The sequence below is a fragment of the Hoeflea sp. AS16 genome, assembly GCF_038900095.1.
Classification (GTDB): Bacteria; Pseudomonadota; Alphaproteobacteria; order Rhizobiales; family Rhizobiaceae; genus Hoeflea.
In genome coordinates this window covers 58,834-71,622 of record NZ_JBBMQQ010000005.1, presented here as the reverse complement: position 1 = coordinate 71,622, position 12,789 = coordinate 58,834, and the positions used below count along the sequence as shown (strand labels likewise).

Sequence of the window (12,789 nt, the reverse complement as noted above, 5' to 3'; positions counted from 1 at the left end):
TTCGAGGCAGGACGCAGGCGCGGCAACTCTAACCAGACCGCCTCACCTAGCCGCCACCGCCATCAAGTGCAGCGCGGGGCTTTCCGTCTTTTTGCAAATGATTTGCAAGAGCATTGACAACCGCCGGAATGCGCATAGATTGCTTGTTGCAAACCATTCGCAGGAAGAACTCATGCGCCTTTTCGCCATTCTCGGACTTTTCATCGCCGCCAGCTTCGCTCCGGTCGCACCGGCAATGGCACAGATCAAGGTCCTGACCTCGTTCACCGTCTTCGCCGACATGGCCCGCAACATCGCCGGCGAGCATGCGGAGGTGGTGTCGATCACCCGCGAGGGTGCGGAGATCCACATGTTCCGGCCAACACCCGGCGACATCAAGCGTGGACTTGGCGCAGATGTGGTGCTGTGGAACGGGCTGGGGCTTGAAACCTGGTTCGAGCGCTATCTCGAAAATCTCGGTAATGTGAAAGCCTATGTCCTGTCGGACGGGGTGGAGCCGATCCTGATCGCCGAAGGCAACTACGAGGGCCGGGCCAATCCCCATGCCTGGATGTCGCCCGGCAACGCCAACATCTATATCGACAATATCGTTCGCGCCCTGTCCGAGACAGATCCGGACAATGCGGCCGCCTATGCCGCCAATGGCGAGCGCTACAAGGCCGAGATCGCGGCCACCTTTGCGCCGATCCGTGCCGCCATCGAGGCGCTGCCGGAAGAAAAGCGCTGGCTGGTGACGAGCGAAGCTGCATTCTCCTATCTCGCCCGGGATTTCGGGCTGAAGGAAGCCTCGATCTGGGCGATCAACGCCGACAGCCAGGGCTCGCCGCAGCAGGTGCGCCGCATCATCGACCTGATCCGCGAAAACAATGTGCCGGTGATATTCTCGGAAAGCACCGTCTCGCCGAAACCTGCCCAGCAGGTGGCGCGCGAGACCGGCATCGCCTATGGCGGCGTGCTGTATGTGGATTCACTCTCGACGCCTGACGGGCCGGTTCCCACCTATCTCGACCTGCTCAGGGTAACCTCCGAAACCATTGTCACGGGGCTGACGGCCAAACCATGAGCACACCCGCTGAAAACCTCGCTGCCGACATGACCGGGCTCGACGTCAAGGACGTTTCCGTCATTTACCGCAATGGCAACCGGGCACTTGATGGCGCCTCGTTCTCGGTGCCGAAAGGCTCGATCACCGCACTGGTCGGCATCAACGGCAGCGGCAAGTCGACCCTGTTCAAATCGCTGATGGGTTTCGTGCCGCTGGCCAGCGGCGAGATCAGCATCATGGGGCTGACCGTGAAGGAAGCGCTCAGGCGCAATCTTGTGGCCTATGTGCCGCAAAGCGAGGAAATCGACTGGGCATTCCCGGTTCTGGTCGAGGATGTGGTGATGATGGGCCGCTACGGCCACATGAACTTCCTCCGGATGACGCGCCCGCAGGACCGTGTCGCGGTCGATGAATCCCTTGAACGGGTGGGCATGACCGCGTTCCGCAAACGCCAGATCGGCGAACTGTCCGGCGGACAGAAGAAGCGCGTGTTTCTCGCCCGGGCGCTGGCGCAGGAAGGCCAGGTGATCCTGCTCGACGAGCCGTTCACCGGCGTCGATGTCACCACCGAGAACCAGATCATCGATCTGCTCAAGGATCTGCGCGCGGAAGGCCGGGTGATGCTGGTTTCGACCCACAATCTCGGCAGCGTGCCGGAATTCTGCGACCGGGCGGTGCTGATCAACCGCAGCGTTCTGGCCGAGGGTCCGACCAGCGAGGTGTTCACGCAAGCCAACCTGCAGAAGGCCTTTGGCGGTGTGCTGAGGCATTTCGTTCTCGGCGGCGAGGATCTGCATGATGATGATGACCAGCGGCAGGTGACCGTGCTCACCGATGACGAGCGTCCCTTCGTTATTTACGGGGAAGACGACCGCAAGGGCAAAAGCGCCGCCAAGAGCCGGAACGCGGACAAGGATGGCGTTGCATGAGCTATCTGCTTGAGCCCTTCAGCTACGGCTACATGGTCAACGCCATGTGGGTGTCGGCGCTGACCGGGGCGATCTGCGCATTCCTGTCGTGCTACCTGATGCTCAAGGGCTGGTCGCTGATCGGCGACGCGCTGTCGCACTCGATCGTGCCCGGCGTTGCCGGCGCCTACATGCTCGGCCTTCCGTTTGCGGCCGGCGCGTTCCTGGCCGGTGGCCTGGCCGCTGCCGCGATGCTTGCCATCCGCGCCCGCACAAGGCTGCGGGAAGATGCGATCATCGGCATGATCTTCGTCTCGTTCTTCGCGCTCGGGCTGTTCATGGTGTCGATCTCGCCAACGCCGATCAATGTGCAGACCATCGTGCTGGGCAATGTGCTGGCGATCACGCCGGCAGACACGACACAGCTGATCATCATCGGCGTGGTGACGCTCACCGTGCTCACCCTGATCTGGAAGGACCTGATGCTGGTGTTCTTCGATGAAAGCCATGCGCGGACCATCGGCATCCGCGCCGATCTTTTGAAGGCTGTGTTCTTCACCCTGCTGGCGGCCTCAACCGTTGCCGCGATGCAGACCGTCGGGGCGTTCCTGGTGATCGCGCTGGTGGTGACGCCGGGTGCGACTGCCTACCTGCTCACCGACCGGTTCCCGCGGCTCATCGTCATTGCCGTGGCGATCGGCTCGATCACCTCGTTTGTCGGGGTGTATCTCAGCTATTTCCTCGATGGCGCCACCGGCGGCGTGGTGATCATGCTGCAGACCGGGCTGTTCCTTCTGGCCTTCGTCTTTGCCCCGCGGCACGGAATTTTGGCCCAGCGGGCCAAGGCGCGCAGTGCGAGCACCGAAACGGGAGCGGCATGATGGACGCTGTGCTCGACTTCTTCATCGACCCGTTCCGCTTCGCCTACATGCAGAAGGCGTTTTTGATCACCTTCCTGATCGCGCTGCCGATGGCGGCGATGAGTTCGCTGATGGTGCTCAAGGGCTGGTCGCTTTTGGGCGACGCGATGAGCCACGCGGTGCTGCCGGGCATCGTCATGGCCTATATCGCCGGCCTGCCGCTGGTAATCGGCGCCTTTGCCGCAGGCCTGTTCTGCGCGGTCGCCACCGGTTGGCTCAACGCCAACAGCCGGGTGAAGGAAGACACGGTGATGGGTATCGTGTTTTCCGGCATGTTCGGGCTCGGAATTGTGCTGCATGTCAGCGTTCGCTCCAGCCTGCATCTCGATCACATCCTGTTCGGCGACATGCTCGGCGTCAGCTGGTCGGATATCGGCGCGACCGCAATTCTGGCCGCACTGTGCGGCGGCTTCCTGCTGATCAAGTGGCGCGATCTGGTCGCCCAGGCTTTCGACGGACTGCACGCGCGGGCCATCGGGCTGAAGACCGGATGGCTGCATTACGGGTTGCTGACGGCCATCGCCCTGATGATCGTCGCCAGCCTGAAAGCCGTCGGCATCATCCTGTCGATCGCGCTGCTGGTCGCGCCCGGCGCCATCGCTTTCCTGGTTGCCCGCACTTTCGTGGGTATGCTGAGTGTCGCGGTCGGCTCCGTGATCCTGAGCGCACTGATCGGTATCTTTTTGAGCTACCACATCGACAGCGAACCGGCGCCGACCATGGTGTTGATGATGACAGGCTTCTTCTTCGTGGCGCTGGTGGTGAGCCAGTTGCGCGACATGCGGATGCGGCGGCTGGCGCGATCAACCGCAATCGAGCGCGGCGCTGTTGTCGCGGAGAAATAAGCAGCGCCTACGCGCGGGCGCGTCAGACGCCTCGCCCTGAGGCAAAGGGACGACTTGCCTTTAAATTGAACTCCATACAATATCCATATAATTTCAAACCGAGGTATTGTGATGGCCAAAACGGATTCCAAGATTGCCTGGTGCCCGACCATACGGAAGGCGGACGGGCCGCTCTATCTCGCGATCACGGATGCGCTGTCTGCCGATATCATATCCGGCAAGCTCGTGGCAGGTGACCGGCTTCCCCCGCAACGCGCCTTGGCTGAAGCCTTGGAGATCGATTTCACGACGGTCAGCCGCGCCTACGCCGAGGCAAGCAAACGCGGACTTGTCGAGGGCAAGGTTGGACAGGGCACTTATGTCCGAAAAAAGCATTCCGCGGCAAGACGGCCGGTGCGAAGCGGACTTGTCGACATGAGCATGAACCTGCCTCCGCGTTTTGATGAAGCTGAACTGGTTTCGCGCATGTGGGAGGGAATCCGCAACCTCGAAACGTCGGATGGCATCGATCTGTTGATGCGTTACCAGGAGGCAGGCGGAGCGCGTCGAGACAGAGAGGCCGGAGCACTTTGGCTGTCTTCGCGCCTCGACGGCGTTACGCCCGACCGCGTCCTGATCTGTCCTGGAGCCCAAGGCGCACTGCTCGCGCTGGTCGGCATTCTGGCAGCGCCCGGGGAGACCATATTGGCAGAGGCCCTGACCTATCCCGGGATCCGCTCGGTTGCCGCCCATCTGAGAGTAAACCTTGCAGCTGTGGCAATGGATGAGGAAGGCCTCATTCCTGAGTCATTCGAGCACGCCTGCCTCAATACAAAGCCAAAGGCGCTCTACTGCACCCCGACCCTCCAGAATCCCACGACGGCAACGCTTCCAATGGCGAGACGCCATGCTATTGTCGACATCGCACGTCGATATCAGGTTCCCATCATTGAGGACGATGCCTACGGCGCACTGCCGGTGACCCCGTTGCCCCCGCTGGCAAGCCTTGCTCCCGAACTGGTCTATCATATTGCCGGCCTTGCCAAATGCGTCGCGCCGGCGCTGCGCATCGCCTATCTGGTCGCGCCGGAAGGCAGCGCAACGTCGACAGTGAACAACGCAATCCGGGCAACCGCCTCAATGGCATCTCCCTTGACCGCTGCGATCGCATCGCACTGGATTGAATATGGAATCGCCGAAGCCGTGGTGGCGGCCATCCGGCGTGAGACTGCCACACGCCAATCCATTGCGACCCGCATCCTTCCAGCCCGGAATGTCAGTTTGGATCCACAAGGCTTCCATGCTTGGCTGGCCCTCCCGCCACCATGGACCCGGGCTGAGTTTTCTTTGCGCCTGCGATCAGAAGGCATCAGCGTTGTTGCGAGTGATGCATTCGCCCTGGGTACCGCCCCTGAGGCGGTAAGGCTGGGCCTTGGAGCGCCCGATAGTCGCGAAGACCTCTCAAAGAGCCTGCAGGTAGTTGCCGATCTCTTGGGCCAGTCGCCCGCCGCATTTTCGATGGTTGTCTGAAAGACAACGGGACACATATCCATACACTTGACATTTATGGCATACATTATACATACAATTTGAGATTGATCGCACATGTCGATGGCCGAACCGGTATTCAAATCAAAGCACGGTCTCCTCATGTCGCGAATGGTCGCGCACAGATCACGAAAGGAAGCCCGATGCACAGCGAACGCGAATGGCCACCGCTTGAACCTGTCCGAACCGGCATTAAGGGACGCTGCCCACGCTGCGGGAACGGGCACCTATTTCAAGGCTTCCTGACGCTCCGTCCCGAATGTGAAGCCTGCGGTCTCGACTACTCGTTTGCCGACCCAGCTGACGGACCGGCATTTTTCATCATGATGTTCGCCTGCATCCCAAGTACAATTTTTGCGCTCTGGCTGCAGATCAATTACGAGCCGGCGTGGTGGGTACATTTTCTTACCACCGTCCCGCTGATGTTGTTGACCTGCGTCCCTCCCTTGCGCCCCGTGAAGGGCTGGCTTGTGGCTAGCCAGTATTTCCACAAGGCCCAGGAAGGCACCATCGACCGCGACTGGATGGAAAACCGATCGTAAGGGGCTGCGGTCGATTGCGAACTGACGCGGCATTTTCCCGGCGGATTCAGATCCCCTCCACCGAAAATTCGGGCGTTCCGCTCCATGCCAGTTTCCAACTCGCACCCGGACGCACGTTCTGGACAATGCCGGGATCGAAAGCGACGAAGCAGCGGCCGCCCTTGTGGCGCACCGATGGATAGATCAGCCCGCGGTGGCCTTCGCGCCGCAGATCCGCGGCCAGCGCCTGCCCTGCCGGGTAGCCCGCCGCGGGATCCGGATCGAGCGCCGCGTGCGCTTGACCATGCAGATCGGGAAAGTCACCGATGAAATCGGCAAGAAGCTCGACATAGCGCGCCTCATCCTCGTAGCGGCCAATGAAGCCCAGTTCGCGGGTCCTGTGGAAGCCCACCTCCTGCGCACTGGTCAGCATGTCCCATGCACAATACCAGGCGCCCCGGTCACCGTTGTTGAACCGGTTGCCGGTTGGCCGTGTGTAGGTGAAGGCGGCATTGATGTGGCTTTGGCCGAACAGCTTGAGATCCTTGGCACGCCGGGCGAAGGCCAGTTCGCGGCGGTCAATTGCGGCGCTGCCCTGGCGCTCGGCGATCAGGCGGGCGCTGGTCTCCCCCTCGAGCTCGGCTAGGATCGCCGCTTCTTCATCACTGTCGACAAGCCCGCGCAGGACGGGCGGCTTGTGGCGCGTCTCCGGAATAAGGCGGACCAGAGCGCGGTCATTGACCGGGCTGATCTTCACGCACCGCCCCTGAGGGCGTCGACATATCCGCGCACGCGCAGGATCTTCGGCAAGCCGCCAGCGATCATCGCATCGACAGGCCGTGCGCCGTCGAATTCCGGGCCCCGGTTGGGCAGCTTGACCCATTGGCGCGAAATCGGTTCGTTGAAGTAAAGTTCGAGCGACTTGTAGAGGCCGACAAGCGCGCTGAGGCGCAGCATCTGGTCATGCGTGAGATCGCCGGCAAAACCCGGCCGCTTTGCCCGTTTCCATGTGGACTCTGACATATCGGCAAGCATGGCTGCTTCCCGCAGCGTCAACGACCAGTCATCGGCGATCCGCGCAAAAGCCTTGAGCCCCACCGCCTGGCGGTCCGGCGCAACGCGTTCCGTGACAAGATTTTCCATCGATCGCTCCTGAATGACTACCAGACAACGTAATGCCATATGGCCTGCCTTGCAAGATCATATGGTCATATTCGGCATAAGCGTCACAAAAGCAATCCTTAGGCTACTCCAGCCTTTCGGAACACAAGCGGGAAAGCCTTGCCATGTCCGCCAGAAAAGATCGTATGATCTGAAGCCCGCCGGGGACCGAAAATCACGCAACCAATGGCCGACTTGCCCTTCGCCCCTCTTGCCTTCCGTACGCAATTCGGCATAGGTATTGCCATCCCGTTGGGAGAAGCCGGAGCGATCCGGTGCCGAAGGAGCAACCGCCCCGGAAACTCTCAGGCAAAAGGACCAACGGAACATTAGGACTCTGGAGAATGGCGCGTGAAGCGTCTGCCGAAGGGATAACAATCTCAGGCAAAAGGACAGAGGGGGCTGTTTTAAAGCGTTCAACGCTTGACGATTGGCCCGTGCGCGCACTTTGCCCGCACCCAGATGGAGACTGCAGCGTGGACACCACAGCTGACCTTCTTAAAACGCCCCTACATTCCCTGCATCTCGAGCTTGGCGCGCGCATGGCCGGTTTTGCCGGTTACGACATGCCGATCCAGTATCCGATGGGTGTCATGCAGGAGCACCTGCACACCCGCGCCAATGCCGGCCTGTTCGATGTCTCGCATATGGGGCAGATCCTGATCCGCGCCAAAAGCGGCGACATTCGTGATGCCGCGCTGGCGCTCGAAAAGATCACCCCGGTCGACGTCGCGGATCTCAAGCCCGGACGCCAGCGCTACGGGCTGTTCACCAATGACAAGGGCGGGCTGGAAGATGATTTCATGGTCGCCAACCGTGGTGACCATCTCTACCTGGTGGTCAACGCCGCCTGCAAGCATGAGGACCTGGCCCGCATCGAGGCAGCCCTTTCGGACAGCTGCGAAATCGAAGCGCAGTTCGACCGCGGGCTGATCGCGCTGCAGGGGCCGGCTGCGGAAGGCGTGTTGTCCTCCTATGCGCCGAAAGCGGAAGACATGCTGTTCATGGACGTGGCCGATCTGGAAATCGCCGGGGTTCCGGTGGTGGTATCGCGCTCGGGTTACACCGGCGAAGACGGCTACGAGATCTCGATCCCGGCAGAGGAAACCGACCGCATCGCCCGGTTGCTTCTCTCAGATGAACATGTCGCGCCGATCGGTCTTGGCGCGCGCGATTCACTCCGGCTAGAAGCCGGGCTCTGCCTTTACGGCAATGATATCGACCAGACCACCACGCCGGTGGAAGCCAATCTGAAATGGGCAATCCAGAAGGTGCGGCGCAGCGGTGGCGCACGTGAAGGCGGCTTTCCGGGCGCCGACGTGATCCTCGGCCAGTTCGAGACCGGTGCATCGCGCATCCGGGTCGGCCTGCAGTCCGCCGGCAAGGCGCCGGTGCGCGCGGGCGCCCAGCTTTTTGCGGCGGACAGCGGCGGCGAAGCCATCGGCACCGTCACGTCGGGCGGGTTCGGCCCCAGCGCCGGTGGCCCGGTGGCCATGGGCTATGTGCCCACAGCGCTGTCCGCTACCGGCACGCCGATCTATGCCGAAGTGCGCGGCAAGCGGCTGGAATGCGCCGTTGCCGCCCTGCCCTTCGTCCCCTCCACCTACAAACGCTAAATCAGTACAGGAACAGCACCATGCTCAAATTCACCGAAGACCACGAATGGCTCAAGATCGAGGGCGACGTCGCCACCGTGGGGATCACCGAACACGCCGCCGAACAGCTCGGCGACCTGGTGTTTGTCGAACTGCCGGAAGTCGGCGCCAAGCTTGAAAAGGGTGGAGAAGCCTCGACCGTGGAATCGGTGAAGGCGGCATCGGATGTCTATAGCCCGCTCGCAGGCGAAGTCACCGAGGTCAACCAGGCGATCGTCGACGATCCGTCGCTGGTCAATTCGGACCCCGCCGGCGCAGGCTGGTTCTTCAAGCTCAAGCTTGATGATGCGGCTGCCGCCAACGAACTGATGGATGAAGCCGCCTACAAAGCAATGATCGGCTGAGACAGACCATGACCATCAAACTGACCGATTACAATCCTTACGACTTCGCCAACCGCCGCCACATCGGCCCGTCACCGGCGGAGATCGCCGAGATGCTCAAGACCGTCGGGGCCGCGTCGCTGGATGCGCTGATCGACGAGACCGTGCCGGGATCGATCCGCCAGACAGCGCCGCTGGCGTTCGGCGATCCCATGAGCGAGCGCGAGGTGCTCGACCACCTCAGGGCGACGGCGAAGAAGAACAAGGTGATGGTCTCGCTGATCGGTCAGGGCTACCACGGCACCATCATGCCGCCGGTGATCCAGCGCACGATTCTCGAAAACCCGGCCTGGTACACGGCCTACACGCCCTACCAGCCGGAAATCAGCCAGGGCCGGCTCGAGGCGCTCTTGAACTTCCAGACCATGGTTGCCGACCTCACCGGGCTCGACATCGCCAACGCCTCGCTGCTCGATGAAGCAACGGCTGCGGCCGAGGCCATGGCGATGGCCGAGCGGGCGTCGAAATCGAAGAAGACCGCGTTCTTCGTCGATCACCACTGCCACCCGCAGACCATCGACGTGATCCGCACCCGCGCCGAGCCGCTCGGCTGGGACGTCATCGTCGGCGATCCCTTCACCGAGCTTGAGCCCGGCGAGGTGTTCGGCGCAGTCTTCCAGTATCCCGGCACCTTTGGCCACGTGCACGATTTCACCGACGTGATCGCGACACTGCACGAACACCAGGCGATCGCCGTCGTCGCAGCCGATCCGCTGTCGCTGACCTTGCTCAAGTCGCCCGGCGAAATGGGCGCCGACATCGCCATCGGCTCGATGCAGCGTTTTGGCGTTCCTGTCGGCTATGGCGGTCCGCACGCTGCCTACATGGCGGTCAAGGATGCCTACAAGCGCTCGATGCCCGGCCGGCTGGTCGGCGTCACCGTCGATGCGCGCGGCAACCAGGCCTACCGGCTGGCATTGCAGACCCGCGAACAGCATATCCGCCGCGAGAAGGCGACCTCGAACATCTGCACCGCCCAGGTGCTGCTGGCGGTGATCGCCTCTATGTATGCGGTGTTCCATGGTCCCGTCGGACTGCGCGCCATTGCCGGCCGTATCCACATCAAGGCGGCGACGCTGGCCGCGGGCCTCAAGCAGCTCGATTTCATCATTGATCCGGCGATCTTCTTCGACACCGTCACCGTGTTCGCAGAGGGCCGTCAGGCCGAGATCCTGGAAGCGGCACAGCGCGAAGGCATCAACCTGCGCAAGGTCGGCGACGACCGCATCGGCATTGCGCTGGACGAAGTCTCGCGCCCGGAAACGGTGGAAGCCGTCTGGCGCGCCTTTGGCGGAAACCTCAAGTTCAACGACATGCTCGCCGAGCCGGTCATTGCCGATCCGCTGGTCAGGCAGTCAAGCTATCTCGAGCATCCGATCTTCCACATGAACCGCGCCGAAAGCGAGATGACCCGTTACATCCGTCGGCTGTCGGACAAGGACCTGGCGCTCGACCGGACGATGATCCCGCTCGGCTCATGCACGATGAAGCTGAATGCGACAGCGGAAATGCTGTCGATCACCTGGCCGGAATTTGCGGACATCCATCCCTTTGCCCCCGCCGACCAGGCGCTCGGCTACAAGCAGATGATCGACGATCTGTCGGACAAGTTGTGCCAGATCACCGGTTATGACGCGATCTCGATGCAGCCCAATTCCGGCGCGCAGGGCGAGTTCGCCGGGCTGATGACGATCCGCGGCTATCACCGCGCCAATGGCGAAGGTCACCGGCATGTCTGCCTGATCCCGACTTCGGCGCATGGCACCAATCCGGCCTCGGCACAGATGGCGGGGATGACCGTGGTCGCGGTCGGCACCCGCGAGAACGGCGACATCGATCTCGATGATTTCCGCGCCAAGGCCGAATTGCACTCGGACAATCTCGCCGCCTGCATGATCACCTATCCGTCCACCCACGGGGTGTTCGAGGAGACGGCGGCGGAAGTCTGCGCCATTACCCACAAGCATGGTGGCCAGGTCTATCTCGACGGCGCCAACCTCAACGCGCTGGTGGGGCTGGCACGGCCGGGCGACATCGGCTCCGATGTCAGCCATCTCAACCTGCACAAGACCTTCTGCATTCCGCATGGCGGCGGCGGACCGGGCATGGGGCCAATCGGGGTCAAGGCACACCTGACACCCTACCTGCCGGGCCATTCAGAAACCGATGGCAAGCCCGGTGCGGTTTCGGCCGCTCCGTTCGGTTCGGCTTCGATCCTGCCGATCTCGTGGGCCTACTGCCTGATGATGGGCGGCGAAGGCCTGACCCAGGCGACCAAGATCGCGATTCTCAACGCCAACTACATCGCCGCACGGCTGAAGGGTGCTTACGACGTGCTCTACACCTCGGCATCGGGACGGGTTGCGCATGAGTGCATTCTCGACACGCGGCCGCTGGCAGCAAGCGCCGGGGTCAGCGTCGATGACATTGCCAAGCGGCTGATCGACTGCGGCTTCCACGCCCCGACCATGAGCTGGCCGGTGGCCGGAACGCTGATGATCGAGCCGACCGAATCGGAAGTCAAAGCCGAACTCGACCGGTTCTGCTCGGCCATGCTGGCGATCCGCGACGAGGCATGGGCCATCGAGGACGGCCGGATGGACCGGGAGAACAACCCGCTCAAGAATGCGCCGCACACGATCGAGGATCTGGTCGGCCCCTGGGACCGGCCTTACGATCGCGAAGCCGCCTGCTTCCCGGCCGGCGCCAACCGCAATGCCAAGTATTTCGCCCCGGTCAACCGGGTCGACAATGTTTATGGCGATCGTCACCTGGTCTGCTCCTGCCCGCCGATGTCGGAGTATGCCAACGCGGCGGAATAAGCCGGACCAATGTTTTTACGAGGCGGCTTTCGGGCCGCCTCTTCCGTTTCCGACCTGGAATAGTGACCCGCCCTAGAGATCCCCGGGCAACGGCACGACCGCTGACCTGGTTTTCGTCACGGCACTTGTCTGGGTCCGGGAAACCGCGGCAGATTTGCCCGGTTGAGCCTCGGTGACGGCCTGCAGTTCACCGGGCATGAGTACCCTGGAAGCGTTGGTTGTCCGGCTCTCGCCTTTCGCGACGACCGGCTTTTTGACCGACCGTGCAACAACCGTCACCGGTTTGGCCGCAGGCCGCTCCTCTACCGGGCTGCTCGCGTAGCCCTGGCGCGAGGATACGCCGGAGCCCTCTGCAAAGCGCAGCATTTCAATCGTCGTGGCGGAAACCTCGCGCAGCCGCAGGCCGCTCACCAGCGAAACCAGCCCGGCCTCGCTCATTTCAGGATGGCAGTAGCGAAGCCTGATCTTGGCGGCATAGCGGGAGCGGGCCAATTTGCTCCAACCGGTTTGGCCGGACCGGCTGATGTCCTCAACGATCTGCCAGGCGAAAATGCAGGCATCGCCGCCAGCACTGCGGCCGATGGCATACCCGAACGCCCCCTGCTGGTTCTGCCCCGGAGCCGCAGCGATCGCCATCGCCACGTCCGGCAATGCGGTGCGCATTTCACCCACGATTTCCCGCCTAGTCGGCGCCTGGTAGTAGGACCGGCCGGAGGACGGCGGTGCGATCGACACCGAAAGGCTGTTCTCGCCGGCCGCATATCCCGGGTTGGGATAGAGAACGGTCTGAAAAACCTGATCCGGTTTTGAGGATTGCCTGACGGCCTCGATGCCACCTGCAGCCTGCGGCAGGTAGGCTGCAGCATATTCGGGCGCAACATCGGCAATCAGCGTTGGCGCTTGCGGCTTGAGCGATCCGGTCGACAGCGAGGTATCAACCCCGGTTGTGCAGCCTGAGGCGGAGAGTATGACGACCATGATGGCCATGAAGCGGGACATCAT

Annotated in this window: 12 protein-coding genes and 1 riboswitch; of the genes, 9 read left to right on the top strand and 3 right to left on the bottom strand. The window is 62.3% G+C overall.

Annotation, left to right across the window (positions count from 1 at the left end; translation table 11 throughout):
* Positions 1–235: 235 nt before the first annotated feature.
* The 6 genes from WNY80_RS14270 (at position 236) to WNY80_RS14245 (ending at position 5,787) form a co-directional block, all read left to right on the top strand.
* Entirely contained in the window at positions 236–1,063 is an 828-nt protein-coding gene (locus tag WNY80_RS14270) for a metal ABC transporter substrate-binding protein (RefSeq protein ID WP_342888223.1), read from the top strand.
* On the top strand, positions 1,060–1,974 hold the full coding sequence (locus tag WNY80_RS14265; RefSeq protein WP_342888062.1) for a manganese/iron ABC transporter ATP-binding protein: 915 nt from the start codon (positions 1,060–1,062) through the stop codon (positions 1,972–1,974). The genes WNY80_RS14270 and WNY80_RS14265 overlap by 4 nt, the downstream gene beginning before the upstream one ends.
* On the top strand, positions 1,971–2,834 hold the full coding sequence (locus tag WNY80_RS14260; protein WP_342888061.1) for a metal ABC transporter permease: 864 nt from the start codon (positions 1,971–1,973) through the stop codon (positions 2,832–2,834). The genes WNY80_RS14265 and WNY80_RS14260 overlap by 4 nt, the downstream gene beginning before the upstream one ends.
* A complete protein-coding gene (locus WNY80_RS14255) occupies positions 2,834–3,718 on the top strand; it encodes a metal ABC transporter permease (RefSeq protein WP_342888222.1) in 885 nt (294 codons plus the stop codon). The genes WNY80_RS14260 and WNY80_RS14255 overlap by 1 nt, the downstream gene beginning before the upstream one ends.
* Positions 3,719–3,829: 111 nt before the next feature.
* Positions 3,830–5,227 (top strand): PLP-dependent aminotransferase family protein, encoded by a 1,398-nt coding sequence (locus tag WNY80_RS14250; protein ID WP_342888060.1) that lies wholly within the window; start codon positions 3,830–3,832, stop codon positions 5,225–5,227.
* Positions 5,228–5,388: 161 nt separating this feature from the next.
* Entirely contained in the window at positions 5,389–5,787 is a 399-nt protein-coding gene (locus tag WNY80_RS14245) for a DUF983 domain-containing protein (RefSeq protein ID WP_342888059.1), read from the top strand.
* Between the two features lie 46 nt (positions 5,788–5,833).
* Here the strand turns inward: WNY80_RS14245 and WNY80_RS14240 are convergent, their stop codons facing one another.
* Together WNY80_RS14240 and WNY80_RS14235 are read right to left on the bottom strand one after the other, a co-directional pair.
* A complete protein-coding gene (locus WNY80_RS14240) occupies positions 5,834–6,523 on the bottom strand; it encodes an RES family NAD+ phosphorylase (RefSeq protein ID WP_342888058.1) in 690 nt (229 codons plus the stop codon).
* A complete protein-coding gene (locus tag WNY80_RS14235; RefSeq protein ID WP_342888057.1) occupies positions 6,520–6,909 on the bottom strand; it encodes an antitoxin Xre-like helix-turn-helix domain-containing protein in 390 nt (129 codons plus the stop codon). Before WNY80_RS14235 ends, WNY80_RS14240 begins: the two co-directional genes overlap by 4 nt.
* Positions 6,910–7,170: 261 nt before the next feature.
* Positions 7,171–7,258, top strand: a riboswitch (glycine riboswitch).
* A gap of 145 nt (positions 7,259–7,403) precedes the next feature.
* On the opposite strand from WNY80_RS14235, the gene gcvT reads away from it, so the two are divergent.
* The 3 genes from gcvT to gcvP are packed head-to-tail and all read left to right on the top strand — an operon-like array spanning position 7,404 to position 11,787.
* On the top strand, positions 7,404–8,543 hold the full coding sequence (gene gcvT / locus WNY80_RS14230) for a glycine cleavage system aminomethyltransferase GcvT (protein ID WP_342888056.1): 1,140 nt from the start codon (positions 7,404–7,406) through the stop codon (positions 8,541–8,543).
* Positions 8,544–8,563: 20 nt separating this feature from the next.
* Positions 8,564–8,926, top strand: coding sequence for a glycine cleavage system protein GcvH (gene gcvH, locus WNY80_RS14225; RefSeq protein WP_342888055.1), 363 nt, complete (start codon positions 8,564–8,566; stop codon positions 8,924–8,926).
* Positions 8,927–8,934: 8 nt separating this feature from the next.
* Complete coding sequence (gene gcvP / locus WNY80_RS14220; RefSeq protein ID WP_342888054.1) at positions 8,935–11,787, top strand: aminomethyl-transferring glycine dehydrogenase; 2,853 nt, start codon at positions 8,935–8,937, stop codon at positions 11,785–11,787.
* A 72-nt stretch (positions 11,788–11,859) separates the two neighbouring features.
* On the opposite strand, the gene bcsN is transcribed toward gcvP, so the two are convergent.
* Positions 11,860–12,789: a cellulose biosynthesis protein BcsN gene (gene bcsN, locus WNY80_RS14215; protein ID WP_342888053.1), complete on the bottom strand. Its 930-nt coding sequence runs from the start codon at positions 12,787–12,789 to the stop codon at positions 11,860–11,862.